The sequence below is a fragment of the Bacillus sp. NMCC4 genome (genome assembly GCF_002998555.1).
Classification (GTDB): Bacteria; Bacillota; Bacilli; order Bacillales; family Bacillaceae; genus Bacillus.
The window spans coordinates 61,342-87,154 of the sequence record NZ_PVRA01000001.1 but is presented as its reverse complement, the minus strand read 5'-3'; the positions used below and the strand labels follow the sequence as shown (position 1 = coordinate 87,154).

Here is a 25,813-nt window from a genome sequence, read left to right as displayed (position 1 = left end):
GCTTTTTATTGTTTGATTAAGTAAACATTCTAAGTAAGATTGTTGCGCAGATCACAGTTGCTGCTCCGCCAAGACGTGTAGATACTTGTGCGAAAGGCATCAGACCCATTCTTCCAGAAGCTGAAAGGATCGCAACGTCACCAGTACCGCCAAGTCCGCTGTGACAGCCTGTCACAATCGCAGATTCTACTGGGTACATGTTCATCAATTTCCCAACGAAGTAACCTGAACCAACCATTCCAAGAACGACAGCGATACATACACAAACAAATGGAATAGAAATCACTGTTGCAACATCATCAAGTGGAATGTATAGAATCCCTAGACCGACCATAAGCGGCCATGTAAAGCTTCTTGATACAAACTTGTAGAACTGCTGTGAGCCATCTTGCAGATGCTGAGGCATCACGTTTAAGTATTTGATTAAAGCGGCAAGAACAATCATTAAGATTGGACCTGGAATATGAACAAAGCTTTCTAACAAACCACCAAAAATGAACGTTGTACAAGCAACGAGTACACCAGCACCCATTAACCCGAAATCAACTTTTGGATCCATATCAGGCTGTTCAAAAATTTCATTTGCCTCTTTTGATTTTACAAGACGGCCATTCCCGTTTAGTTCAGGACGTTTTTCACCAAGCTTCTTCATTGCGCCAGCACAGATAATGGCAATGACGTTCCCAATGACGGCAGCAGGAATTAATTGAGAAATTAATGACTCTGCTGATACACCAAGAATTTGTGAATAAGCAATAGATAATGGCAAAATTCCTTCACCAACACCACCGGCAATAATCGGAACAATAATAAAGAAGAACGAATGATGCGGTGTGTAACCAACTAAAAGACCAACAAGAATTCCAGCAGTCACAGCTGCAATTGTACCTGCAACAAGAGGAACAAACATACGAATAAGGCCTTGTACTAAAACAGTTCGCTGCATCCCAAGAATACTACCTACTACAAGAGCAGAAATATAGAAGTAAAGGAAGTTCGACGTTTTCATAAGAGACGTAACCGCTTCCAACGAGTTCGGATTCAGAACATGAAAAAAGACCAGGAACGATGGTACGAATAAAGAAAGAATCGCCGGTCCACCAATATCTTTTAAGATCGGAATACGTTGTCCTATATCTCCAAGGAAAATCCCCAAAATCATAATAACAGCGAAACCACCAAGCATATTTGCTGGAATTTTATTAAAATAAGCGGCAGTTAAAATAATCGCTGCAAGTACTAAATACACAGGTAAGTCAATAACACCAATTTTCCAAGACATGATCTTACGGAAAACGCTTTTATTATTGTCAGAATCGTCTGTAATCGATTTCAATTGTTGTGTATTAGCCACATAAACACCCCCAAATGCTATTTGTCTCAATTGTAGAAGATTCTGTGACACTCATCTATTTATTAAACTAAATTAAGTGTAATAAAAGTAAAATAAACAGGAGTTTTTATGTTTTTATCATACAAAAATCCCCTGAAGGTAGTTTATCCTTCAGGGGATTGATCATACATCGTATTTATCGTTTTCCTTTTAAATAAGGGGTCCCAAGTGCTTTCGGTGCATCTGCTCGGCCGATGAAGCCAGTGAGTGCTAGGATGGTAAGCACATATGGTGCAATGAGCATATACACGTTCGGTATATCTTGGAATAGCGGCAGGAGAGAGCCAATGATGCTTAAACTTTGAGCAAATCCAAAGAATAAAGCAGCGCCCATTGCGCCGAATGGGTGCCATTTACCGAAGACAAGCGCAGCTAGTGCGATGAAGCCTTGTCCAGTAATGGTAGCATGTGAGAAATCAAGTGCGATGGTCGACGCATAAACAGCTCCGCCAAGACCACCAAACAGTCCACTAATAAAGACGCCGATATAGCGCATCCGGTACACTTTGATTCCCATTGTATCAGCAGCCATTGGATGTTCTCCGACTGCACGAAGACGAAGACCAAACGGCATTTTAAATAAAACAAACCAAGCAACAACCGCAAGCGCTAATGCCAGTATGGATGTATAATAAACATCTTTAAAGAATATATCGCCAATTATCGGAATGTCACTTAAAAGGGGAATATCACCTTTATAGAAAGGCTCTGTAATTTTATCTGTTTGTGCTTTCCCGTAAATGAGTTTCACGACAAACAGCGTAGCGCCAAGTGCCAGCATGTTAATGGCAACACCACTGACCGTTTGATCTGCCCGGAATGTAATGGTTGCAACTGCATGAATCAAAGAGAACAATCCGCCGATTGCCATTCCGACGAGGAGCCCAAGCCACGGGGTCAACGCCCCAAACGTATCAGCATAAAATAAGTTAAAGATAATACTAGAAAATGCTCCGACGACCATCAAACCTTCAAGACCGATATTCACAACACCTGATCTTTCTGAAAAGACGCCTCCAAGAGCGGTTAAAATAAGTGGTGCAGCATAGACAAGTGTAGCTGGGACGATGATTTCAAGAATTTGCAGAAATCCCACTTATTTTCCCCCCTTTTTCTTCATTTGGTTCATCACAAGACGGATAATATAGCTTGAGGCGACGAAAAGAATAATGATCGCAATGACAATATCAACGACCTCAGTCGGTACGCCAGATTCAAGCGGCATATTTAAAGCACCGACCTTCAATCCACCAAGCAGCAGCGCAGCAAGAACAACACCAACAGCAGTATTTCCACCTAATAAAGCGACGGCGATTCCATCAAAACCTACACCGGTAAACGAGCCTTTAATTGAGGCATATTCAAATGTGCCAAGACCTTCCATTGCGCCTGCAAGACCTGCAAAAGCACCTGAAATCAGCATCGCATAAATGATATTGCGACGAACGTTCATACCAGCATAATGGGATGCCTGCTGGTTCATTCCAACAGCCCGCAATTCAAAGCCTTTAGAGGTTTTTTGAATAATGACCCACATCACGACCGCAGCTATAATGGCAACAAAAATACCATTGTGCATCCGGGAGAAATCGGTAATTTGTTCAAAAAATCCAGAGCGAAGCGAGGCAGTGGCATCGATTTTTTCTGTTTTATCTTTATTATTTGTTAAGACATTTGAGATCAAATAGTTTGTAACATGAAGGGCAATGTAGTTCATCATGATCGTGACAATCACTTCATGAACATAAAAACGAGCCTTTAAAAACCCAGGAATAAAGCCCCATAATGCACCAGCAGCAGCTGCGGTGATGAGTGCAAGCGGCAGATGGATATACATAGGTGCATGGACAGTTGTACCGATCCATACAGCAGCTACCCAGCCAATCAGCATTTGACCTTCTACACCGATATTAAAGAGACCTGTTCGAAATGCAAAAGCAACAGCAAGTCCTGATAAAATGTAAGGTGTGACTTGTCTGATGGTTTCTCCCATATAATAGGTTTCACCGAAGACGCCATTCCAAAGGGCGCCATAGCCTTCGATGACACTATAACCGCTTGCCAGCATAATAATGGCCCCAACAAAAAGACCAAGTACAATGGCTATAAGCGGAATTAGCAGATTTGTTAAGCGATTAGACATTTGCTTCTTTCCCCACTTCCTGTTGCGTACTTCCAGCCATTAATAGACCAAGCTCTTGCTCTGTTGTTTCTTTTGGATCAACGATGGCAATAATGCTGCCCTCGAAAATAACAGCGATCTTATCACTGACATTGATAATTTCATCAAGCTCAAATGAGATGAGCAGGACGGCTTTCCCTGAGTCCCTTTGCTCAATCAGACGCTTATGAACAAATTCAATTGCACCAACATCAAGTCCTCGTGTCGGCTGAGCGGCAATTAATAAATCAGGATTGCGGTCAACTTCTCGGCCAATAATGGCTTTTTGCTGGTTCCCGCCTGACAGGGCGCGTGCCTCTGTATATTCACTCGGTGTTCTTACGTCATACTCCGCAATGATTCGTTTTGCTTTTTGGTAAATATTTTTCATATTCATCAAGCCAAATTTTGAGTATGGGCGCTGATAATACGTTTGTAAGGAAATATTTTCTCCAATTGAAAAATCAAGCACCAGTCCGTGTTTATGACGGTCTTGAGGAATATGTCCAATTCCAGATTCGGTCACCTTCCGAGGCGGAAGGTTTTGAATGGCTTTCCCGTTTAGCATGATCGTGCCAGACTCTGATTTTTTTAGACCAGTAATGGCTTCAATTAATTCAGATTGACCATTGCCATCTACTCCAGCAATTCCGACAATTTCGCCAGCCTTCACTGAGAGGTTGAGATGTTTGACTGCCTCAATTCCTCGCGCGTCTTTTACCGTAAGGTCTTGAATTTGAAGCACTTCCTCAGCAGGGGAGGCGTCTTTTTTGTCTGTTTTAAATGAAACTTCACGACCGACCATGAGGCTCGCAAGTTCATCTTTATTTGTGCTTTCCACATCAAGTGTACGAATGCCTTGGCCTTTTCGGATAATGGTCACACGGTGACAGGCATCCATAATTTCTTTCAGCTTATGGGTAATTAAAATAATGGATTTGCCTTCATTGATTAAGTTTTTCATAATTTGTATGAGTTCTTTGATTTCTTGAGGTGTTAAGACGGCTGTTGGTTCGTCGAAGATCAAAATGTCAGCGCCGCGGTAAAGTGTTTTTAAGATTTCTGCACGCTGCTGCATGCCGACAGAGATGTCAGATACTTTTGCGGCAGGGTCTATTTTTAAACCATAGCGGTCAGAAAGCTCTTGTACTTGCTGTATGGCTTGTTCTTTGTCGATCTTTCCAAACTTCTTAGGCTCTTTTCCTAAGATGATGTTTTCAGCGACGGTGAATGTATCGACAAGCATAAAGTGTTGATGCACCATACCGATGCCTAAATCACTTGCATCATTTGGGCTAGAAATGGTTACAGGTTTTCCGTGAACCTTGATTTCACCTTTTTCAGGCTGGTAAAGACCGAAAAGCACGTTCATAAGCGTTGATTTTCCAGCGCCGTTTTCACCAAGCAGCGCATGAATTTCGCCCTTTTTCAGCTGCAGCGTAATGTTGTCGTTTGCTACAATGCCAGGGAATTCTTTGCGTATATTCAACATTTCAATGACATAATCCACAGGTTTAACCGCTCCTTTTTTAGGGTGCTGATGAAGATAAAAACTAGCAAAAGAAAAGCTGCAAAACGAGGCTGCAGCTTTTCTTTTACCACCTTTTACGAATAAAGAGGGGGTAAAGGAGAGGCAAGGGGATAAGGCGCGCTTATCCCGATGCTCAAATTAAGCTTTAAAATCTTTTAGTTCATCACGTGTTGCAGGGATTTTGACTTCACCCTTGATGATTTTTTGTTTCCATTCTTCTACTTTCTTCAATACATCTTTGTCAAGGTTGTCCTGAGATGGAGAAATGTCAACAGCGCCTTCTTTCAGACCGTATGTGATCACTTCGCCGCCAGGGAATTTACCTTCTTTTGCTTTCGTCGTTAAGTCTTGTACCGCTGTGTCTACTTTCTTAATCATAGAAGTAAGAGTGACACTTTGTTTTGTTCCAGGTACTTTTCCTTCGTCATACTGGTCTTTATCTACACCAATAACCCAAACTTTACGGTTAGGATCAGCTTTTTTCAGGTTTTTCGCTTCTGTGAAGACACCAGTTCCAGTACCGCCAGCTGCGTGATAAATGATGTCGACGCCAGATTTGTACATGCTTTCAGCTGTTGCTTTACCGATGTCTGCTTTATCGAATGCACCAGCATATTTCACTTCCACTTTTGCTTTCGGGTTAGCTGCTTCAACGCCTGCGCGGAATCCAACTTCGAATTTTCTGATTAATTCAGAGTCAACGCCGCCAACAAAACCGATTTTGTTCGATTTTGTAGAAAGAGCAGCCGTAACACCTACAAGGAATGATCCTTCATTTTCGTTAAACATAATGCTGGCTACATTGTCTTTTTTCACAACTGCATCAACAATACCAAAGTGATTATTTTTACGTTGATCTGCGATTTCACTAATAGAATCTTGCATTAAGAAACCAATTCCGTAAATCAGGTCGAATTTCTCACGAGCAAGTGTGTTTAAGTTCGTTGTATAGTCAGCGTCTGATTTAGATTGTAAGTAATCAAAGCCGTTTTTACCTTTTTTTAAATTGTTGTCTTTCCCAAAAGCTTGTAAACCTTCCCAAGCTGATTGGTTAAACGATTTGTCATCGACACCACCGACATCAGTTACCATTGCAACAGTGAATTGATCTTTATCTTTTTTGCTTTCACCGCTGTTTGAGCCAGAGTTGCCGCATGCTCCAAGGATGGTTCCTGCTGCTACGACTAAGGACAATGCTAGTCCAATTTTGCGCTTCTTCAAAACATAACCCCCTATAAAATTTAAAAGTTTCAGAAAAGTCTCGCGAAAAAAGACCGTTCTACCTCTTCTTACCCTTCTGAAAGGGGTATTTTATCCTGCTTTCTCCTGAAACTTATGGAGGGCAGGAGAGAAGATGTAAGACATCAGACTTATATCTCGTTGAACTAATCAATCATAATTTATCATTTCCAATCGAATAAATAAATAGAAATTTGTTTTATTTTTAAAAAAATGTTAAAAGGCTAAATTCGATGTCTTTTTATCTGTTGAAATATGATATAATGCCGCTTTTGTGATGTGCTCTACTACAGTGGAACCGCTGATATCAAGGGGTTTGTGACATCGTGTGCCATAAAAAAACATCTGGCCTCTGTAAAAGGTCAGATGTGTCAAATTATAGATATTGCTGAATCAAATTCATATTTGTTGTACTGAGTTTATATTGGAAAACAGGACGTCCAATTGTCCCGTATGCCATTTCGACATCAACTACTTCGATGTCCTCAAGGAATTTCAAGTATTTTCTAATGGAGACTTGAGAGATTTCTGTATGATTCGCTAGGTCTTCGGTCGTGAAAGCTTGATGACCGAATGATTGAATACTTGTCCAGATGAGTTTGAGTGTGCTTTTGGTCAGGCCTTTTGGCAGAAGGACTTTTTCTGTCTCTGCTTTTTTATGAAAGAGCTTCGCATCTAAATCATTTTGCGAGATGCTGTTCATCGTTTGGTACAAGGCGTGTTTACGTTTATACTCTGAGAGCGCTGATTGGAAACGTTCAAACTCAAATGGCTTGATTAAATAATCAACGGCCCCGTTTCGCATCGTTTGCTGGATCACGTCGACTTCATTGGCAGCTGAAATGACAATGACATCAACAGAATGATTTTGTTTGCGTATTTCTGATAATAGGACCAGTCCATTTTGTCCAGGCATATAAATATCGAGCAGTACAAGGTGAATGGCTTCTGTTTTTAAGATGTCCAGTGCCTGCTGAAAAGAGGTGGCAATCCCTTTTAATTCAAAGCCGTCGATTTGGGTCAGGTAGCGTTTGTTCAGCTCCCCAACCATTGGGTCATCTTCTACTATTAACACATTAATCATGTGAATCCTCCTTTTGTTTATACGGAATGCGGAGACTAAAGGTCGTTCCTTCTCCTTTTTCACTCGTGACAATCAGGTGTCCGTTCAATTTTTTGATGCTTTGGTCAACAAAGTAGAGACCGAATCCTCTGTCTTCTCCTTTAGTTGAAAAGCCTTGATCAAACATGATGTCTTGTTCGTCTTTTGTGAGACCAACACCTGTGTCCGTAATCTCAATATGAAGCTGCTCCTGGACGTATCGGAATGAGATTGAGATGTTTTTCGTCTCAGTATGAGAAACAGCATCGAGTGCGTTATTTAACAGGTTGCCAATCACGGTAATGAGATCATGCGTCACTGCTGGGTCCTCTGAATTTGGGACTTGTGTGCTGCATATGACTTCTAAGGTCGCGCCTTGTTCCCTGATGTAGCTTTGTTTTCCTAGTAAAAATCCTGCTAAAACAGAGTTTTTCACATGGTTGATGATTTCATTTGTTTCCGTTTGCTGATATATCGCAATATCTTTGATATAGGTGCCAAGGTCATCGTAGTTTTTGAGCTGAACCAATCCTAAAATGACATGAAGCTTGTTCATAAATTCATGTGACTGGGCACGAAGGGCATTTGCATACATTTTGACCCCGCTCAGCTGCTCAGCCAAGTGTTTGACTTCTGTTTTGTCACGGAAGGTGGCGATTGCCCCGACAATCTCGCCTTTTACCGTAATCGGGACCTCGTTAAAGACAAGCTCCAGTCCGTTCATTCTCACGTCGCGGTCAAGCAGCGGCTTGCGTGTTTCAATGACTTGCTTTAAACCGCTTGAAGGGAGGAGAGCCTGAACATCTTGTTCTCTAGGGTCAACCACAATGCCCATATTATGAAAGAGCCGTTTGGCTTCAGCATTGGCTAGCTTGATTTTACCGTGCTGATCGACGGCAAGAATCCCTTCTTTTGTTGATTCTAGCATGGCGCTTCGTTCTTTTAATAGTGTGGCGATCTCATCTGGCTCTAGTCCAAACATAATCTTCTTCACTTTTCGTGCCACAATGAGTGCTCCGATGATACCAGAAAAAAGACTGAGCGATATAACGAAGTAGAGTGGAAGTAAGCTTTGATGAATAATCAAGTCAATTTCCTTTAACGTAATCCCTACTGCCACAGCCCCGAGCTGCTTCCCATCTTGATCATAAACAGGAACAAAAGCACGCATGGATCTGCCAAGTGTTCCAGAAGCCGTACTAATATGTTCTTTACCCTGTAATGCTGGTTTTTCATCACCGCCAGCAAACCGCTTCCCGATCTTCTGCGGATTTGGATGGGTTTTACGAATACCGTTCATATCCATCACGACAACGAATTCGGTTTTGGTAATTCGCTGAACACTTGTTGTATATTGACGCAGTGCTGAATATGATCGATTTTCTTCTAATGATTTCGCTGTGATCGGAGCCTCTGCGACCATTTTGGCAGTGGAGAGGGCGATGTCACGTTCCTGCTGATGAATGTTCTTAGCTGTTTCCGACCAGATCGTAAAGAATGTGATACAAAGGGAGATCAGGACAACGATACAAACAAAAATCGTCAGCCGTGTTTGCAGTCTTAATGTTTTTTTCACGAGTATACCCCTAACGCACGATTTTTTCGTAATAGTAATACTTTAACGGGAAAATGTAAGTTTGTGAAGGAATGTACGTGCAAAATCACAAATTTGATTTTGCTGCCAGTTTACTTTGAAAGCATCTTGTCAATCCGTTTTAAGTGAGCCATAATAAATGTGAGCTTATGAGAAAGGATCTATTTATGAAAAATACATATTTGACTGGATATTTTCCGCTGATTTCGATTTTACTATTCAGCTCTGCTTTTTCGATTTTCACAGTAGGGATCACGACTGATTTCTTGACTCAAGCAGGTATTTTAAAAGGAATGCTAGAATTTTTCTCGGAACAGGGCATCAGGCTTGCTCTTTTTGCTGCTTTTGCACTTGTTTATTTTATGATTTTATCTGCCTTGAAACTGATTGCAGATACGGTGTTAGAGCTGGCACTACTCTTTTTCGCGAAAGATCCTGAAGGGGAGAACTTAAAGAAAATTCGGATTGCATCCGTTGTTTATTTATTTGCCAGCTTGCTTGCATTTCTGTTGACGCAGCAGCTGATTCTGCTTGTCGGACTGTTTGTTTTAGCAAGTCTTGTCTATTTTATCTGGGTTGTGGTTCGCATTTATCAATCGCTTTCTATGCTGAATTTAATTGGATTTATGATGTTTATTCTTCTGTTTTGGGCAACGTTTTTAATCGGCATTTTGTACTTATTTATTAAGCTTTATAACAGTGTTATGGCGAGTTTGCCTTCTTAAACAGACAAAGAAAGCATCCTCCACCATCGGAGGATGCTCAGCGTGTAGACAAACCCTCGCATTCGGTGTCAGGGCTGCGTTCCGGTGCTCACGAATATTCAATTCGCTCCGCTCCGGTACTCGTCCTTCCTAGACTGCAAAGGTTTTCAGGTCACGCTGAAAAGAAGACAAAGGGCTAAAATAAAAATCATTTTAGCCCTTTGTCAACAATGTGAGCATCCTCCAACATCGGAGGATGCTTTTTTATGAAAGAAACCGTTTTTGAATATCGGGTGTAGGCATCATACAAGATGTTTTTTGACCGAACCATTTGTAGCGATTTTTCGCCATCCGCTCATAAAACCAATCACGGATAGGGCGGGGAATGGCAAGGAGTAAATAACTCCATTTGTAGATCCCTTTTAAATACCGCGTGGCTTTTAAGATGCCTGTCGACTTCGTATAAAGGGTGCCTTTTTCAATATAAATGAATGAATTGAACTCATCTAAAGGCAAACCATTTTCTTTTAAAATGCGCTGCCCTGTATCTGATTGTAACGAAGCAAACATCATTCGCTCATCTGGATCACGCTTAATCACAAACTGAACAGCGCCGCTGCACACGTTGCAGACACCGTCAAATAAAATTAAATGGGGTGGATGTGTTGAATGCATTGCAATCAAACCTCCTGTTTATCTGGCGTATTGCATCGTATTTTTCCAAATACGTAAGTGCGGGCTGGAGCTGTAAATTGATTCAACCGTTCCTCTATCTCTTCCAACCCATACACCCATTGTATATTGATCTGTCAGTCCAACAAACCAAATGTCTTTGTAGTCATTGGATGTCCCTGTTTTACCACCAATGTAAGGGGAACTGAAATTCGCTTTTTTCCCTGTTCCGCTTTTTACAACGGAGGCAAGCAGTTTACGCATGGTGTCATTTGTCCGCTGAGAATACACTTGCTTCGGTGACTCTTTCCACTTGTAAAGGGTCTTACCGTTTAAGTCTGTTACCTTTGTGATCGAATGACTTTGCGTGTAAGCTCCTTGATTACCAAAGACGGTATACGCATCTGTTATTTCTAGCGGCGAGAAGCCCTTCGTAAATCCGCCAAGTGCAGAAGGAAGGCGATAATCATCCGCTACGATATGTTCGAATGAGAATTTCTCTAAATAGCTGAAGCCTTTTTTGACACCGACTGTATCCAGCATTCGGATCGCAGGTGTATTGTAAGAGTTCTTAAAGGCTGTTTCAAGTGTGACAGTTCCATACGTTTTATGATTATAGTTCTGCGGACAGTATCCGCTGCTGCAAAACCTGCCGGCACTGATTTTGCTTGAAGCTGTTGCACCGGTTTGGTCGATGTAAGGACCATAGTCTAAAAGCGGCTTAATTGCAGAACCAGGCTGTCTTTGCGCTTGATAGGCGTAGTTGAAATCAAACTTCTTATAGTTTTTTCCGCCAGCAAGTGCGACAATTTGATGCGTTTCATGATTAATGACCGCTGATCCGCCTTCTACACCTTGGTAAGGGAGTTGCGCATTGAGCTGATAGACGGCTCGTTGCTGTAAGGAAGGATCAAGTGCCGTATAAATTTTGACACCATCCTGAAGCAGGGCACTAACTTTTTCAGATAATTCTTTTTGAATGGCTTTTTTTGCTCCATCTGTTTTGGCTTTCTTCAAGCGGTTTGTAAAGCCTTCCTGATCTGACACAAGATCGGTGAATTCCTCATTGGTATATGTCACATAGTCAGGGTAAAGGTTTTTCTTTTCACTTAAGGACAGGCTGATTTTTTCTTTGACGGCTTTTTTGTATTGCTTTTTGGTGATGACACCGTCTTTCTTTAAAATATCAAGCAGTCGTTCTTGGCGTTTCTTCGTGTGCTTGAATTGTTTCAATGGGTCATACAGTGTTGGGTTGTTTGGAATCGCAGAGATAAATGCCATCTGTGCAAGCGTTAAAGAACTAAGCGGCTTATCAAAATAGTAATTAGCCGCAGAACCGACACCGTAAACACCATTACTGAAATAAATCGTATTTAAATAGCTTTCGAGAATTTCATCTTTCGAGAATTTCCGCTCTAATTCATAGGAATAGAGAAGCTCTGTAAACTTTCGGGTGAACGAACGTTCATGGCTTAAATATAAGTTACGGGATAATTGCTGTGTGATCGTACTCGCTCCTTGGCTGATGCCATGGTTTTTGACATTTGAGGCAAGGGCACGAACAACCCCCATAAAGTCAATGCCTTTATGGTCATAAAAGTTCCGGTCCTCTGAGCGGAGGAACAGCTCCTTCACAGAATCAGGAATTTTATCATACGTCACGAACACTCGGTTTTCATCGTTTGATACGATCTCGGAGATGAGAGAACCATCCCGATCATACATATAACTGTTTTGGGAAAAATCTATCTTTTCCAGCTTGATTTTTTGATCAAGCACTTCGTTAACAGGCTTGACACTTGCAGCTTCTTCCTTTGATAGATAAAAAGTCAGAACAAATAATGGAATGAGGGCAGCAAGTAATAACCAACCAATGATTGCACGAAACATGAGGTCACTCACTTTCTTCAATTTTCTAGCCATATCGTACCATTCTTTTGCGAATACGAGAAGGTTATTTTTAGAAAAGAAAGGGCGTGAAGTCTAGTGAATAAGGCTTCTACACATGAAAAAAGAGTACCTGATGCTGGATCAGACACTCCTTTCTTTTGTCTTCCCATGCGAGCGGACCGCCCATAAAAATAACGCGCCAAACAGAAAAATGCCGGCAGTGACATAAAAGACAGCTGGAATCCCGTAATGACTCGCCACAATGCCGCCAATCACCGGACCGACGACATTCCCAAGAAAGCGGAAGCTGACATTGTATCCGAGCACTTCCCCTTGCATAGAGGCAGGTGCTTTGATCCGAATATACGCCGTCGTACACGGAATAATCCCGCCAAGTGCCATCCCATATAGAAAACGGAAAAGTACTAACATCACATAGGAATCCGCCATCGCTTGCGGGATGAATAAAATAGAGGAGAGGATGAGAAGGGCAAGCAGCACCTTGTCGTGACCAATTCGATCTCCGAGATCTCCCCATTTTCGTGTAAAGAGCAAATTGCCAAGTCCAGTTGCAGAGAACGCAAGACCCGCATAAAATGCGAGATTAACAGGACCGTGTAAATCATGAATGTATAAAGCCAAAAGTGGCTGAATGCTAAAGTTCCCTACTTGTGTAATAAACGTTAAAAGCATCGTGACCACAAGCAAAGGCTGTTTGAAAATATGAACGAGTACATCCTTCCGTGAGTAAGAAACGCGCTTTGCTTCTTTTGAACGGATGGGCTGTTCTTTCACTCCGAAAATAATCACAATAGCTGACACATAAATGACAGTCGCTGTGAGGAAAAACGTATAAATAAATCCGACGCTGTCTGCCATGAAGCCGCCCATTAATGGACCAAACAACCCCCCGGCGACATTACTCATCTGCATCGTTCCAAGGGTTTTACCTGCAGTTGCCTTTTCCGTCTGTGCAGAGATCAGTGCCATTGAAGTCGAGATAAAGCCTGTGACAAGCCCCATGAAGAGCCGCAGTGCGAATAGCTGATAAACGGTTTGCACAAGCCCCATTAATAGAATACTTGTTGCAATCCCAATTCCGTTAATGAGCAAAATCTTTTTATAGCCATGACGGTCACCAATCCGTCCCCAAATCGGAGAAATCAGAAAGGCCGTTAAAAACGTGACCCCAAAGACATAGCCGCTCCACCTTTGGACAAATTCATTTGAATAGCTGCTATCAAGAGATTCTATGTAAAGTGATAAAAAAGGGACGATCATTGTAATGCTGGCAGATACAAAAAAGTTCACAAACCACATGATGTACAAGTTTTTCTTCCTGTTTGTGATAGAGACCACCTTCTTTATTTATTTCGTGTTCCTTAATAATTATAAAGGAAAATAAACGATCTTTCATCTGATGATAGGTTGGGCATAGTGAATCTGCATTATTTTCAAGAAAATGAAGTGATTTCAAGGTCCGTCTTAATATAATGATATCAGGATGAAAAACTGACGAGAAAGTGAGGTGAGACTGGTGGAACAGAAGGCGGTGCTTGTGGTCGATTTTGAATTTACGATGCCTGATGGAAAGTATCATCCGCAAAATTTTTTTCCTGAAATTATTGAAGCTGGGGTGGTGAAAGCGGCAAGTGAAACGATCATAGACACGTTCTCTAGCTACGTCAAACCGAAAAAGTTCCCGAAGCTGACGAAGCGCTGTAAATCGTTCCTCGGCATTACGCAGCAGGATGTAGAGAGCGGAATTTCCTTTGAGGCGTTTATCGAGAAGCTTGTGTCGCTTGATGAGGGAGAGGATTGTGAGATTATTACATGGGGCAATATGGACATGAAGGTGCTGAAGCAAAACTGTATGCTCAATCACATTGCCTTTCCTTTTAAGGGGAAGCTGAGGGATCTTGCCTTTGAATATAAAACCTTTTTTGGTGATCGCACACTGACAGGGCTTCGCAAAGCGGCAAAGGAATATGGCAGTGAAGGAGCTGGTAAGCATCATAAAGCACTTGATGATGCCATGACGACTTATCAGCTGTTAACCCTTTTTGAAAAAGACAGAGCCTATGTGGAAAATCCGCAAACAACCAAAATTGGTGAGCTGATCGATTTCTCACATTTTTTTGATTCGGCTGATTAGCGGTCGTCTTCTGGAAAATAATCTTTTTCGAGAGAAGATAGGCATGCTCTTGATTTTTCAGCCCATTTGGAATCATCCGCATGGAGCATTTGTTTTAATTTGTCTACAGCTTCTTTTAGTGATACTTGATAATTTGGTATACCGCCATCATAAGGCTTCACCATATGATGAGGGATATTCGTCTGTTCACGATAGGCCAAAGCCCGTCTCTCTTGGAAAAAAGGCACGTCTGCTTCTTTTGGGTGATGCAGGTCGCCTTGAGTGGGATGTGTCAGAACGGCTTTTACTTGCACGAGATAGGTCGATGGTTTCACTGCTGTCACTTCTCCAACGTAAACACCTGTTTTGTAAAATCCTTTCACAACTTGTCCAATTTGAATGTCTGTCATGTGAAATTCCTCCATTTCCTTCTCGCAGGAAGGTATTTCATTTCTTTTAGCCAATATAGTGAAGTAAACGAGCAAAAGGGGGAATGGCGAATGCTGTCGTTCATCGCACTCTTTCTACTGTATTTTCCTGAAGATAAAAGGGAGTACATCCCAGCGGCAATCACCACGGTGATTTTCTTTATTGCTGCATTTATTTGCTTTCGTCTGATCGTTCGTGCGTCTAAGAAGCAGGAGCGGATAGATGAAAAAAGGACAAAAAAAATGGATTGATCATTTTCTTCTTGTATCTTCAGGAAACTTCACGGTGACGGTTGTACCAGACTGCAGCGAGCTTTTGAAACGAATGGTTCCATGGTGATTTTCAATGATAGAAAATGTCACTGTCAGCCCAAGTCCAGTCCCTTTATTTTTCAAGGTGTAATATGGTTCGCCAAGCTTTTTCATTTGGCTTTCTGTCATTCCTACACCGTTATCCACGAAAAAAAGGTATATTTTATGATTTTCTTTTGAAGCATAAAGCTCAATTTTCCCTTCGTGTTCTGGGGCTGCTTCAATCGCATTTTTGATTAAATTAATCATGACTTGCTTGATCTTCGTTTCATCACCTTGAATGTATAAGTCTGGTTCAATGGATTGATGAATCGTGACCGATTTGAAATTCGCATAGGATGTCATCAGTGATGCACATTCCTCGATTAATTTAGATAGATTGAGTGATTCAATTTGATAATAGTTTTGTTTCGCAATGTCAAGATAACTCGTGATAATATCCTGCGCCCGGTCTAACTCTGACAGAACGAGATTTTTATAATCTTTATTGGTTGACGACTCTTTTGTATTGTCACTAGAAAAGAGCAATTGAATAAAGCCTCTCACCACTGTCAGCGGATTGCGCACCTCATGGGCAACGCTTGCAGCGAGTTCACTTACAATGGTCAGCTTTTCTGACTGGACGAGCTGTGTTCTCATTTGCGCATTTTCTTTGACGAATTCAATGGAATAGATACTTAGCACAAGAAAGAATATGTAGTAAAGGGTTGAGAAAAATAACTCAAGTAACTTTTGCTGCATAATAAAGGCTGGGCTGTATTCCATTAAGCTGACCGCAAACAGTCCAATGTAAATAAAGAATCCTTTGGATAAACCGATAAGCACTCCATACATCAGCTTTTTCAGCTTCGAATATTGACGCCATTTCCGGTAGAACAGAAATGGGATGAAAAAGTAAATCGGAACAACAATGATTCCAACCCATAAGAAGGAGCCATACATCACGAATTTGACCATGGAACTTATCAAGATGGCGACGATCCCAGCAGTGTACCCTCCGTATAAAATGGCAAGTACAAGAGGGATGGATTGAAGCCCAGTCTGCAAATCTAAAATCGAACCAACTGGATATATAATACATAGTGCTGAAGAGATGGATGCGAATACTGTGATGAGCAGTTTATTCGTTTTTGGGAAATGAGCAGGGGTCCGGCTTAGCCATAGCGCATGATATAAAAAGATTGGAAATAGAATAAAAGATACATGGAGCAGAAAATCCTTGAACATTTCCATTTAAATGCTCTCCTCGTAAATAATTGTAATTCCTCTCATTATATCATCTCATGTACAAAGTAGATATGATAAAAGGAGGGTTTTTTTCTTTAAAAAGAACACCCGTTAGGATGTTCTTTCGATCGTATAGGGCTTATTCAGATGATCGCGTGAACGCTTGCTGAAGGCGTTTCAATCCTTCTTTGACTGTTGAAGCAGGACAGCCGAGATTCATCCGAATAAAGCCGTCTCCTTCGTGTCCGTACACGTGACCAAGCTCTAGGATCACTTTGCCCTTTTTCAGCAGATTCCGTTTCAATTCCGCTTGACTGAATTGATAATCCCGAATGTCCAGCCACAATAAATAAGAAGCATCTGGTTTCATATAACGCATATTTGAAAGGTGTTCGTCAATATAGTCCATCGCCATTTTCATATTGCTTTCGAGATAAAGAACAAGTGCATCGAGCCACTCATCCCCGTGGCGGTATGCTGCTTCCATCGCAGGAATCGCAAATGCATTCAGTTTGGCTAGTCCGTTTCTTTGCAATTGATTGGTGAAAAGGGTTCTTTTTTCTTCATCGGAAATGATAATGGCAGATGCTTGGAGGCCAGCTAAATTAAATGTTTTACTTGGTGCAATACACGTCACTGTGATATGTGCTATGTCGTCAGAAAGACTAGCAAATGGCACATGCGGCTTTCCGTATAGCATCAAATCAGAATGAATCTCATCTGAAACGACTGTGACACCATGCTTGACACATAAGTCTCCTACTCGCTTTAATTCTTCTTTTGTCCACGCTCTTCCGGACGGATTATGCGGATGACATAGGAACATGAGCTTCGCTTCTGGTCTGCTCAGTTTTTTCTCTAAATCATCAAAATCCATAAGATAGCGGTTGTTTTCTATTTTTAAAGGGTTGGTTGAGACTGTACGTCCATTTCGCTCAATCATTTGATAAAAAGGCGTATACACTGGTGACTGTATGACCACTTCGTCATTCGGTGCTGTAAAGGCTTGGACAGCAAAACTAAGTGCCGTGACGATCCCTGGTGTGAAGGTGACGGCTTCTGTCTGAATCGACCACCCGTGTCTTCTTTTGAGCCATTCGGCTACTGCCTGCTGCGTATCCTGGTCTTGAAAGGCATAGCCAAATACGCCATGATCCAATCGCTCTTTCAATGCATCAAGGACGACCTGCGGCGCTTTAAAATCCATATCTGCCACCCACATCGGCAGCGCATCTGTTGTCAGGAACAAAGACTCTGCTTGGTCCCATTTCACTGATTTTGAACCTTTACGTATGATCTGTTCGTCGAAATTCATGAAACCCACCTCTAGCCGTTTTTCAACCATTGTTGGTTGTGCTAAAATAAATATCACAAAATTTATTATAAGCGGTGATACCGATGAAAGATAGTCAAGCTGTAGAAGAGATGATTCAACTTATTAAGGCATGGGACCCTTTTCAATATGGAGAGGACTTTTATGAAACGGAGCCTGCTGACGTCATCAGTGCATTATACGACGCAGAAGACTCTTTATCTTTAGCAAAAGACATTCAAGCCATTTATCATCACTCATTTGAGCAGCTCCTGCCTTTCGAAAGCTGTCAACATATAGCGAATCAGCTTTTCGTCATACGAGACAGCAGCTCCTGCACACGCTAAGACAGGCTGAAATGTCCGATTTGATCAGACACAAAGACCGGATTTTCCTCAGGAACGAGGTGCCCGGTTTTTTTTAATGCATGCAAGGTCGAGTTTGGCAGATCCTTGTGCAGTCTTTCTCCTATTTGAATGGGAACGATCCGATCTTCCTCACCCCAAATGAGCAGCACTGGTGTCTCCATTTTCTTTAGGACATCCGAGGTCAAATCGCCTTCCCGGTGCCGAATCAAGCGGAAAATTCCTCGGAAAATTTGATCATCAGAAAAAGGCTTTAAATATCCGTCCACCATCTCTTGATCAATGATGGAATGATCATGTACAACAGCGGTTAAATTTTTCATTATGCCTTGCTTCAAGAGCTTTCTTTTAAGATAGAGATAAAAATAAGGAATATATGTGCTGTAAACAAGCGATCTCTTTGATTTATTTAAATACCCTGAGCTGCACAAAAGTACCGCCTTTTCAAATAGGTCTGGCCGTTCAGATGCAGCGTATAAAGCAATTTGGCCGCCCATCGAATGACCCACTAGGATCGCATGCTGAATCTGCAAGTAACCAGCTAGCTCAATAATGATCTTTCCCATGTTGCGATAGCTGTAAATAAACGTATTCGACTTCTCGGACTGTCCAAACGGCGGCAGATCGATTGCAATTAAATTGAAGTCTTGTTTCAGAAGCGGGATGAGCTTTCGATAGCTGAAGGTAGAAGAGAAGAGTCCGTGAATTAAGATCAATGTTTTCTTCCCCTTATTTGGATAGTGCTCATAATAGATATCTAAACCGAATTTACTTTTCATATAAGCTGGCTGAACAAAGTCCACACTCATCACTCCGATACTTGATACTCTCTCTGTTAGGTGACTGTATTGTACCCTAAAAAGTGGATTTTTAGCTATGGTTAGCATCTTTTCCCTGCTTAGCATAATGGGAAAAACGTGCTATAATGTTCAGAAGATTTTTTAAAACTAGCTTTTTACAATCTGAGGTGTGAAATCAAATGAAACTAACAGAAAAAGAAACTGAAATATTAGAGATTTTAGATGAAAACAGCCGTGCCGATTTAAATACAATTGCAAAAATGGCAGGCGTGACAACAGAAGAAGCAGAAGCCATTATTCAAAAACTAGAAGATCAAAAAGTCATTATTGATTATTCAACCATGATTGACTGGCGTAAAGTGGATGGTCATGAAGGCGTCACAGCAATGATTGATGTAAAAGTGACACCAAAAAGAGGCGTCGGATTTGATGAAATTGCTGAACGTATTTATCGCTTTCAGGAAGTGGAGTCTGTCTATCTCATGTCAGGTGTTTATGATCTATCTGTTGTGATCCGCGGAAGATCTATGTCTGATATTGCCCGCTTCGTGTCTGAAAAATTATCGACACTTGATTCCGTTGTTTCAACAACTACCCACTTTATTTTGAAGAGATATAAACATGATGGGAAAGTGTTTGAAACAGGAGACGATGACAAAAGAATCGTGGTGTCACCTTAAATGAAAAAGTCTTATTTATCTGAAACGGTACAAAGCATTCAGCCGTCAGGTATTCGGAAATTCTTTGATTTGGCAGCCACAATGGAAGGGGTCATTTCCCTCGGTGTCGGCGAGCCAGATTTCGTGACAGCTTGGAATGTCAGAGAAGCAAGTATTATGTCATTAGAACAAGGGCTTACCTCTTATACGGCGAACGCAGGGTTGTTATCTTTGCGAAAAGAACTGAGCCACTATTTATATAAGCGGTTTCACATTGACTACAGTCCTGAAGAAGAACTTATTATCACAGTTGGCGGAAGCCAGGCACTTGATTTGGCCTTTCGTGCGATTTTAAACAGTGGGGATGAAGTGATCATTCCAGAGCCTTGTTTCGTAGCATATGGGGCCCTTACGACACTTGCAGGCGGAGTACCTGTTTATTTAAGTACCTCGGCTGAAAAAGATTTCAAAGCAGACTCGGCGGATCTACGCACGAAGCTGACGCCTAAGACAAAAGCGATCCTGCTTTGCTCACCATCAAATCCAACTGGCTCTGTCTATTCAAAGGAAGAGCTTGAAGATATTGCTCAATTTGCAAAAGAGCATGACCTTCTCATTATCACGGATGAGATTTACGCAGAGCTGACGTACGATGAAGCTTTTACAAGCGTGGCGGCAATTCAAGATATGAAGGAAAGAACGATCCTGATTTCAGGCTTTTCAAAAGGGTTTGCCATGACAGGCTGGCGCTTAGGATATGTGGCAGCACCACCTGTACTGCGCGATGCTATGCTGAAAATACACCAATATTCTATGATGTGTGCGCCCGCTATGGCACAATATGCAGCAGAAGAAGCTTTGAAAAATGGACTTGAAGATGTAGAGAAAATGAAGAAAAGCTACAGAAGGCGCCGTAATTTGTTTGTCGGCTCTTTGAATGAACTGGGGCTGACATGCCACCAGCCAAACGGCGCATTTTACGCTTTCCCGTCCATTAAAACGACGGGCATGACGTCAGAACGATTTGCCGAGGAGCTGCTCCTGAGTGAAAAAGTAGCCGTTGTCCCTGGTAATGTCTTCGGGCCGAGTGGTGAAGGTCATATTCGCTGTTCATATGCTTCGTCTCTTGACCATCTTCAGGAATCACTTTCAAGAATCCAGCGCTTTTTGCAGGAACGACAAGTGAAAGAAGAAGCACCTGTCATCATAAAATAAAAAAAGGCATCAATCCATTAGGACTCATGCCTCTCAAATTAGGGGGGAATACTAGAAAGCATTCTTGTTTTCAGGTATTCCCCCTTTTGAACTGATCTAAACCCAATTAAAAAATATTTTGCGTAACTGACTGTTCTATGATATAGTTTTTAATTGCGTATAAACGAATATTAAAACATTTATTTAGGAGTTGTTATCATGGCGACAAAGTTTGAAGTAGGCAGTGTTTACACTGGTAAAGTAACAGGATTACAAGCGTATGGTGCGTTTGTTGCATTAGATGAAGAAACTCAAGGACTTGTGCATATTTCTGAAGTAACACATGGCTTTGTAAAAGACATCAACGAGCACCTTTCAATTGGTGACGAAGTACAAGTGAAAGTTCTTTCTGTTGATGAAAAAGCAGGTAAAATCAGCCTTTCTATCCGTGCTACACAAGATGCACCTGAAAGAAAAGAAAGCAAACCAAAGAAACAAAGACCACAGCAAGTGAAAGAAGAAGCTGCTGCACCACAAGGTTTCAATACACTTAAAGATAAACTTGAAGAGTGGATTGAGCAATCTAACCGTAAAGATCTTATCAAGAAATAAAAAAAGCACCGCTTCAAACGGTGCCTTAGGCTGCCTCGTATAGGCGGCCTTTTTTATGTCTTTTTGTTTAGCGAACCTCTGGCTTCGGCTCGTCACGGCGAACAGCTTCTTCGCTTGGCTTGAACAATAGACCAAGGTTAACAAGACCTGCAATTCCAACAAGACCATAAATAATACGTGATAATGCAGAGCCTTGTCCGCCAAAGATCGCTGCTACTAAGTCAAATTGAAAAAAGCCGATTAGTCCCCAGTTAATAGCACCGATAATCGTGAGCACGAGGGCAATACGCTGAATAGCACTCATCGTGATTCCTCCTTTCGCTACAGCATCAATACATTTATATTTTGCAGATTTTTAGCCAAACTATGCGTAAGAAAATGGATTAAAGCAAATTACTTTACTTTTGGAATGATTGAGGCGCATAATGTAGCGCGAGGAGGAGATCAAATGGATCGATTTACTTATTGGAACCCAACGAAATTAATGTTTGGAAAGGGAGAAGTATCAGCCCTTTCAGATGAACTCAAACACTACGGAAAAAACGTATTACTTGTATATGGTGGAGGCAGTATTAAACGAAACGGCCTTTATGACCAAGTTGTCAGCATCCTAAAAGAATCAGGAGCTGCAATCACTGAACTTGCTGGTGTTGAGCCAAACCCGCGCTTAACAACAGTAAGAAAAGGGGTTGAGCTTTGCAAAGAGAACAACGTTGATTTTATTTTGGCAGTCGGCGGCGGCAGTGTCATTGATGCAACGAAAGCGATCGCAGCTGGAGCGAAGTACGATGGAGATGCTTGGGATATCGTGACGCGTAAGCATGTCCCAATGGAAGCTATTCCGTTCGGTACTGTGTTAACACTTGCTGCAACAGGTTCTGAAATGAACTCTGGATCAGTGATCACAAACTGGGAAACAAATGAGAAATATGGCTGGGGAAGTCCAGCAGTCTTCCCTAAATTCTCTATTCTTGATCCAGTGAACACATTCACTGTGCCAAAAAACCATACGATTTATGGCATGGTTGACATGATGTCACATGTGTTCGAGCAATATTTCCATCACACGGAAAATACACCTTATCAAGACCGTATGTGTGAAGGGCTTCTTCGTACGGTCATTGAAACAGCACCGAAGCTGATCAACGATCTAGAGAACTATGAGCTGCGTGAAACCATCTTATTCACTGGCACCATTGCCCTTAATGGAATGCTGTCAATGGGGGCACGCGGTGATTGGGCTTCTCATAACATTGAGCATGCGGTATCTGCTGTTTATGATATCCCTCATGCCGGCGGACTTGCGATCTTGTTCCCGAACTGGATGAAGCATGTCATTCAGGAAAAACCAGGCCGCTTTAAACAATTAGCGGTACGTGTATTCGATGTGGACCCTGCGGGCAAAACAGACGAAGAAGTGGGCTTAGAAGGAATCGACAAATTGTCAGCTTTCTGGACAAGTCTTGGTGCACCAAGCCGTTTAGCGGACTATGATATCAACGATGAGAAAATTGATTTAATTGCAGACCGTGCAATGGCACGCGGTGAATTTGGTCAATTTAAAAAGCTAAACAAAGAAGATGTTCTAGCCATTTTGAATGCTTCTTTATAATCGAACAACCAAAAGATAGCTGCTTTCGAGCAGTTATCTTTTTTTGAGTTCGACGTGTACATATGTTAAAGTAGTCTTTCATGTTTTTGGATATATACGCTGTAAGGAGATGTATTAACAGATGGAAAATTTTATTTACTATAATCCAACGAAATTAATGTTTGGAAAAGGACAACTAGAAGGACTAAAGAGCGAACTCGCTCGTTATGGAAAACGAGTGTTACTTGTATATGGTGGAGGCAGCATTAAGAAAAATGGTCTTTATGACAATGTGATCAGCGCGTTAAATGAAGCAGAAGCTGAAGTATTTGAGCTGTCAGGTGTTGAACCAAACCCGCGCCTTACCACAGTGGAAAAGGGAATCGACATCTGCCAAAATGAAAAAATTGATTTCTTATTAGCTGTTGGCGGCGGCAGTGTGATTGACTGTACAAAAGCGATTGCAGCCGGAGCAGAGTATGACGGAGATGTGTGGGACATTATCTCTAAGAAAACAACCGCTCAAAAAGCATTGCCATTTGGCACAGTGCTGACACTTGCGGCAACTGGTTCAGAAATGAATCCAGACTCTGTCATCACAAACTGGGAAACGAATGAAAAATATGTGTGGGGCAGTTCAGTCACTCATCCTGCTTTTTCCATTCTAGACCCTGAGCATACATATTCTGTGCCAGAAAACCAGACGGTGTACGGCATGGTCGATATGATGAGCCACGTCTTCGAGCAATACTTCCATAATGTAAAAAACACGCCGCTACAGGATCGAATGTGTTTTGCTGTTCTTCAAACAGTCATCGAGACAGCACCAAAACTGCTTGAAGACTTACAAAACTATGAGCACCGTGAAACGATCCTTTATGCAGGAACGATCGCTTTAAATGGCACGCTGCAAATGGGCTACTTTGGAGACTGGGCGTCCCATACAATTGAGCATGCGGTATCGGCTGTCTATGACATTCCGCATGCAGGCGGACTTGCCATCCTCTTCCCAAATTGGATGCGTCATACACTCGATCACAATGTGGAACGCTTTAAAAACCTCATGCTGAACATGTTTGACATCGAGACAGAAGGAAAATCAGATCGTGATATCGCATTAGAAGGCATCGACAAGCTGTCAGCCTTCTGGACAAGCCTCGGTGCACCAAGTCGTTTAGCGGATTATGACATTGGTGAAGATCAGCTGGACAAAATTGCCGACATTGCGGCGAAAGAAATGGAATACGGTGGTTTTGGTAACTTTATGAAACTTGGTCGTGATGACATTCTTTCTATTTTGAAAGCTTCTTTATAATCCTGCTTGCCGTTTCTCATAGAGAGAAACGGCTTTTTGCTATGCCAGTGACGATCACTTGATTTCAATAGCTAGTTCCGCTAAAGTGAAAGGGACAGAACTAACGTAATGGAGGGCTTACAAGCGATGACACATATTCAATTTGACTACTCGAAAGCGTTACCTTTCTTTCAAGAACATGAGCTTACATATTTAAAAGATTTTGTGAAGGTGGCCCATCATAATATTCATGAACAAACGGGTGCAGGCAGTGATTATTTAGGCTGGGTTGACTTACCGAAGCAATATGATCGCGAAGAATTTGCCCGCATTAAAAAAAGTGCAGATAAAATTAAGTCTGACTCTGATGTCTTGCTTGTTGTCGGAATCGGCGGCTCTTATCTCGGCGCACGTGCGGCGATTGAATTTTTGAACCACTCTTTCTATAACACGCTGCCAAAAGGCAAACGCAAGACGCCGCAAATCATCTTTATTGGAAACAACATCAGTTCTTCTTATTTAACAGATGTGATGGATCTATTGGAAGATGCAGATTTCTCTATTAACGTCATTTCAAAATCTGGAACAACAACAGAGCCAGCGATTGCGTTCCGCATCTTTAAAAAGCTCCTCATTGAAAAATACGGTGCTGAAGAAGCGAAAAAACGTATTTATGCGACAACTGACAAGGCACGCGGTGCACTGAAAACATTAGCAACGGAAGAAGGCTACGAATCATTTATCATCCCTGATGATGTAGGTGGACGCTATTCTGTATTAACAGCAGTTGGTCTATTGCCAATCGCTGTGAGCGGTGCAGACATTGATCAGATGATGGAAGGTGCGGCAAAAGCAAGCGAAGACTTCGCTTCATCTGAGCTTTCTGAGAATGCGGCATACCAATATGCTGTCGTCCGTAATGTCCTTTACAATAAAGGCAGAACGATTGAAATGCTAATTAACTATGAGCCAGGCCTGCAATACTTTGCAGAATGGTGGAAGCAATTATTCGGTGAAAGTGAAGGAAAAGATGAAAAAGGAATTTATCCTTCATCTGCGAACTTCTCAACAGATCTTCATTCACTTGGTCAATATGTTCAAGAAGGAAGAAGAGACTTGTTTGAAACAATCGTCAATGTAGACAAACCTCGCCATGAGCTTGTCATTGAAGCAGAAGAACAAGACCTTGATGGCTTGAACTATCTAGCAGGAAAAACGGTTGATTTCGTTAATAAAAAAGCATTTGAAGGAACGATGCTTGCTCATACAGATGGAAAAGTACCGAATCTTATCGTCACAATTCCTGAGATGGATGCTTATACATTCGGATACCTCGTTTACTTCTTTGAGAAAGCATGTGCGATGTCTGGATATCTACTAGGCGTCAATCCATTCGACCAGCCTGGAGTAGAAGCTTATAAAGTGAATATGTTTGCTTTATTAGGAAAACCAGGCTTCGAAGAGAAAAAAGCCGAGCTTGAAAGCCGCCTGAAACAATCGTAAGAATGAAAAAGCACACCTTTTGATAAGGGTGTGCCTTTTTTGTTTTCTCATGGTTCCTGTGCAAGCTTCCTCATGCTCTGTACATAGAATAATGAG

General features: G+C 41.7%; 25 protein-coding genes. 10 read left to right on the top strand and 15 right to left on the bottom strand.

Annotated elements, in window-relative coordinates; translation table 11 throughout:
* Positions 1–16: 16 nt before the first annotated feature.
* From C6Y02_RS00520 to malK, 7 genes are all read right to left on the bottom strand, one after another.
* Entirely contained in the window at positions 17–1,354 is a 1,338-nt protein-coding gene (locus C6Y02_RS00520; RefSeq protein WP_003213451.1) for a 2-hydroxycarboxylate transporter family protein, read from the bottom strand.
* Positions 1,355–1,529: 175 nt separating this feature from the next.
* Complete coding sequence (locus C6Y02_RS00515) at positions 1,530–2,489, bottom strand: ABC transporter permease (protein ID WP_060597207.1); 960 nt, start codon at positions 2,487–2,489, stop codon at positions 1,530–1,532.
* A complete protein-coding gene (locus C6Y02_RS00510) occupies positions 2,490–3,536 on the bottom strand; it encodes an ABC transporter permease (RefSeq protein WP_003212654.1) in 1,047 nt (348 codons plus the stop codon).
* A complete protein-coding gene (locus C6Y02_RS00505; RefSeq protein WP_106030433.1) occupies positions 3,529–5,064 on the bottom strand; it encodes an ABC transporter ATP-binding protein in 1,536 nt (511 codons plus the stop codon). The genes C6Y02_RS00510 and C6Y02_RS00505 overlap by 8 nt, the downstream gene beginning before the upstream one ends.
* Positions 5,065–5,223: 159 nt before the next feature.
* Positions 5,224–6,306, bottom strand: coding sequence for a BMP family lipoprotein (locus C6Y02_RS00500; RefSeq protein ID WP_106030432.1), 1,083 nt, complete (start codon positions 6,304–6,306; stop codon positions 5,224–5,226).
* A 394-nt stretch (positions 6,307–6,700) separates the two neighbouring features.
* Positions 6,701–7,408, bottom strand: coding sequence for a response regulator (locus C6Y02_RS00495; protein ID WP_034659808.1), 708 nt, complete (start codon positions 7,406–7,408; stop codon positions 6,701–6,703).
* Complete coding sequence (gene malK, locus C6Y02_RS00490) at positions 7,401–9,002, bottom strand: malate sensor histidine kinase MalK (protein ID WP_106030431.1); 1,602 nt, start codon at positions 9,000–9,002, stop codon at positions 7,401–7,403. The genes C6Y02_RS00495 and malK overlap by 8 nt, the downstream gene beginning before the upstream one ends.
* Before the next feature lie 185 nt (positions 9,003–9,187).
* Here malK and C6Y02_RS00485 point away from each other — a divergent pair, with 185 nt between their 5' ends.
* A complete protein-coding gene (locus tag C6Y02_RS00485; RefSeq protein ID WP_034659805.1) occupies positions 9,188–9,745 on the top strand; it encodes a YufK family protein in 558 nt (185 codons plus the stop codon).
* A gap of 243 nt (positions 9,746–9,988) precedes the next feature.
* Here C6Y02_RS00485 and C6Y02_RS00475 read toward each other — a convergent pair whose 3' ends face one another.
* From C6Y02_RS00475 to C6Y02_RS00465, 3 genes are all read right to left on the bottom strand, one after another.
* The gene (locus tag C6Y02_RS00475; protein ID WP_106030430.1) at positions 9,989–10,399 is read right to left on the bottom strand and encodes a thiol-disulfide oxidoreductase DCC family protein; all 411 of its coding nucleotides are present in this window, start codon (positions 10,397–10,399) and stop codon (positions 9,989–9,991) included.
* Positions 10,400–10,417: 18 nt separating this feature from the next.
* A complete protein-coding gene (locus tag C6Y02_RS00470) occupies positions 10,418–12,319 on the bottom strand; it encodes a transglycosylase domain-containing protein (RefSeq protein WP_106030429.1) in 1,902 nt (633 codons plus the stop codon).
* A 108-nt stretch (positions 12,320–12,427) separates the two neighbouring features.
* A complete protein-coding gene (locus tag C6Y02_RS00465) occupies positions 12,428–13,606 on the bottom strand; it encodes an MFS transporter (RefSeq protein ID WP_249117089.1) in 1,179 nt (392 codons plus the stop codon).
* A 217-nt stretch (positions 13,607–13,823) separates the two neighbouring features.
* Here C6Y02_RS00465 and kapD point away from each other — a divergent pair, with 217 nt between their 5' ends.
* Positions 13,824–14,441 carry a 3'-5' exonuclease KapD gene (gene kapD / locus C6Y02_RS00460; protein WP_106030428.1) on the top strand — a complete coding sequence of 206 codons (618 nt, stop codon included), beginning with the start codon at positions 13,824–13,826 and terminating at the stop codon, positions 14,439–14,441.
* Here kapD and kapB read toward each other — a convergent pair.
* Positions 14,438–14,830 carry a kinase-associated lipoprotein KapB gene (kapB, locus tag C6Y02_RS00455; RefSeq protein WP_106030427.1) on the bottom strand — a complete coding sequence of 131 codons (393 nt, stop codon included), beginning with the start codon at positions 14,828–14,830 and terminating at the stop codon, positions 14,438–14,440. The genes kapD and kapB overlap by 4 nt on opposite strands.
* Positions 14,831–14,920: 90 nt before the next feature.
* Here kapB and C6Y02_RS00450 point away from each other — a divergent pair, with 90 nt between their 5' ends.
* Entirely contained in the window at positions 14,921–15,100 is a 180-nt protein-coding gene (locus C6Y02_RS00450; RefSeq protein WP_034659795.1) for a hypothetical protein, read from the top strand.
* Here the strand turns inward: C6Y02_RS00450 and C6Y02_RS00445 are convergent, their stop codons facing one another.
* Together C6Y02_RS00445 and C6Y02_RS00440 are read right to left on the bottom strand one after the other, a co-directional pair.
* Positions 15,101–16,393, bottom strand: coding sequence for an ATP-binding protein (locus C6Y02_RS00445; RefSeq protein ID WP_106030426.1), 1,293 nt, complete (start codon positions 16,391–16,393; stop codon positions 15,101–15,103).
* A 133-nt stretch (positions 16,394–16,526) separates the two neighbouring features.
* Entirely contained in the window at positions 16,527–17,702 is a 1,176-nt protein-coding gene (locus C6Y02_RS00440; protein ID WP_106030425.1) for a MalY/PatB family protein, read from the bottom strand.
* An 83-nt stretch (positions 17,703–17,785) separates the two neighbouring features.
* Here C6Y02_RS00440 and C6Y02_RS00435 point away from each other — a divergent pair, with 83 nt between their 5' ends.
* The gene (locus C6Y02_RS00435; protein WP_003213422.1) at positions 17,786–18,046 is read left to right on the top strand and encodes a YugE family protein; all 261 of its coding nucleotides are present in this window, start codon (positions 17,786–17,788) and stop codon (positions 18,044–18,046) included.
* Here C6Y02_RS00435 and C6Y02_RS00430 read toward each other — a convergent pair.
* A complete protein-coding gene (locus tag C6Y02_RS00430; protein ID WP_034659788.1) occupies positions 18,043–18,867 on the bottom strand; it encodes an alpha/beta fold hydrolase in 825 nt (274 codons plus the stop codon). The genes C6Y02_RS00435 and C6Y02_RS00430 overlap by 4 nt on opposite strands.
* 176 nt (positions 18,868–19,043) lie before the next feature.
* Between C6Y02_RS00430 and C6Y02_RS00425 the strand changes: the two genes are divergently transcribed.
* From C6Y02_RS00425 to yugI, 3 genes are all read left to right on the top strand, one after another.
* Entirely contained in the window at positions 19,044–19,544 is a 501-nt protein-coding gene (locus C6Y02_RS00425; protein WP_003213765.1) for an Lrp/AsnC family transcriptional regulator, read from the top strand.
* Positions 19,545–20,738 (top strand): aminotransferase, encoded by a 1,194-nt coding sequence (locus C6Y02_RS00420; protein WP_106030424.1) that lies wholly within the window; start codon positions 19,545–19,547, stop codon positions 20,736–20,738.
* Positions 20,739–20,936: 198 nt separating this feature from the next.
* The gene (yugI, locus tag C6Y02_RS00415) at positions 20,937–21,329 is read left to right on the top strand and encodes a S1 domain-containing post-transcriptional regulator GSP13 (protein ID WP_034659784.1); all 393 of its coding nucleotides are present in this window, start codon (positions 20,937–20,939) and stop codon (positions 21,327–21,329) included.
* Positions 21,330–21,396: 67 nt separating this feature from the next.
* Here the strand turns inward: yugI and C6Y02_RS00410 are convergent, their stop codons facing one another.
* Positions 21,397–21,633, bottom strand: a complete 237-nt coding sequence (locus tag C6Y02_RS00410) for a DUF378 domain-containing protein (protein WP_106030423.1) — start codon at positions 21,631–21,633, stop codon at positions 21,397–21,399.
* A gap of 144 nt (positions 21,634–21,777) precedes the next feature.
* Between C6Y02_RS00410 and C6Y02_RS00405 the strand changes: the two genes are divergently transcribed.
* From C6Y02_RS00405 to C6Y02_RS00395, 3 genes are all read left to right on the top strand, one after another.
* Positions 21,778–22,941: an iron-containing alcohol dehydrogenase gene (locus tag C6Y02_RS00405; protein WP_106030422.1), complete on the top strand. Its 1,164-nt coding sequence runs from the start codon at positions 21,778–21,780 to the stop codon at positions 22,939–22,941.
* A 121-nt stretch (positions 22,942–23,062) separates the two neighbouring features.
* Positions 23,063–24,235 (top strand): iron-containing alcohol dehydrogenase, encoded by a 1,173-nt coding sequence (locus C6Y02_RS00400; RefSeq protein WP_034659782.1) that lies wholly within the window; start codon positions 23,063–23,065, stop codon positions 24,233–24,235.
* A gap of 126 nt (positions 24,236–24,361) precedes the next feature.
* Positions 24,362–25,717 (top strand): glucose-6-phosphate isomerase, encoded by a 1,356-nt coding sequence (locus C6Y02_RS00395; protein WP_024423293.1) that lies wholly within the window; start codon positions 24,362–24,364, stop codon positions 25,715–25,717.
* Positions 25,718–25,813 lie beyond the last annotated feature (96 nt).

Excerpts from the sequence above, each read along its gene's own strand:
- C6Y02_RS00510 (WP_003212654.1), bottom strand. The coding sequence starts at position 3,536 with ATGTCTAATCGCTTAACAAATCTGCTAATTCCGCTTATAGCCATTGTA.
- C6Y02_RS00495 (WP_034659808.1), bottom strand. The coding sequence starts at position 7,408 with ATGATTAATGTGTTAATAGTAGAAGATGACCCAATGGTTGGGGAGCTG.
- C6Y02_RS00485 (WP_034659805.1), top strand. The coding sequence starts at position 9,188 with ATGAAAAATACATATTTGACTGGATATTTTCCGCTGATTTCGATTTTA.
- C6Y02_RS00475 (WP_106030430.1), bottom strand. The coding sequence starts at position 10,399 with ATGCATTCAACACATCCACCCCATTTAATTTTATTTGACGGTGTCTGC.
- C6Y02_RS00470 (WP_106030429.1), bottom strand. The coding sequence starts at position 12,319 with ATGGCTAGAAAATTGAAGAAAGTGAGTGACCTCATGTTTCGTGCAATC.
- C6Y02_RS00465 (WP_249117089.1), bottom strand. The coding sequence starts at position 13,606 with ATGTGGTTTGTGAACTTTTTTGTATCTGCCAGCATTACAATGATCGTC.
- kapB (WP_106030427.1), bottom strand. The coding sequence starts at position 14,830 with ATGACAGACATTCAAATTGGACAAGTTGTGAAAGGATTTTACAAAACA.
- C6Y02_RS00450 (WP_034659795.1), top strand. The coding sequence starts at position 14,921 with ATGCTGTCGTTCATCGCACTCTTTCTACTGTATTTTCCTGAAGATAAA.
- C6Y02_RS00445 (WP_106030426.1), bottom strand. The coding sequence starts at position 16,393 with ATGGAAATGTTCAAGGATTTTCTGCTCCATGTATCTTTTATTCTATTT.
- C6Y02_RS00440 (WP_106030425.1), bottom strand. The coding sequence starts at position 17,702 with ATGAATTTCGACGAACAGATCATACGTAAAGGTTCAAAATCAGTGAAA.
- C6Y02_RS00435 (WP_003213422.1), top strand. The coding sequence starts at position 17,786 with ATGAAAGATAGTCAAGCTGTAGAAGAGATGATTCAACTTATTAAGGCA.
- C6Y02_RS00425 (WP_003213765.1), top strand. The coding sequence starts at position 19,044 with ATGAAACTAACAGAAAAAGAAACTGAAATATTAGAGATTTTAGATGAA.
- C6Y02_RS00420 (WP_106030424.1), top strand. The coding sequence starts at position 19,545 with ATGAAAAAGTCTTATTTATCTGAAACGGTACAAAGCATTCAGCCGTCA.
- yugI (WP_034659784.1), top strand. The coding sequence starts at position 20,937 with ATGGCGACAAAGTTTGAAGTAGGCAGTGTTTACACTGGTAAAGTAACA.
- C6Y02_RS00410 (WP_106030423.1), bottom strand. The coding sequence starts at position 21,633 with ATGAGTGCTATTCAGCGTATTGCCCTCGTGCTCACGATTATCGGTGCT.
- C6Y02_RS00405 (WP_106030422.1), top strand. The coding sequence starts at position 21,778 with ATGGATCGATTTACTTATTGGAACCCAACGAAATTAATGTTTGGAAAG.
- C6Y02_RS00400 (WP_034659782.1), top strand. The coding sequence starts at position 23,063 with ATGGAAAATTTTATTTACTATAATCCAACGAAATTAATGTTTGGAAAA.
- C6Y02_RS00395 (WP_024423293.1), top strand. The coding sequence starts at position 24,362 with ATGACACATATTCAATTTGACTACTCGAAAGCGTTACCTTTCTTTCAA.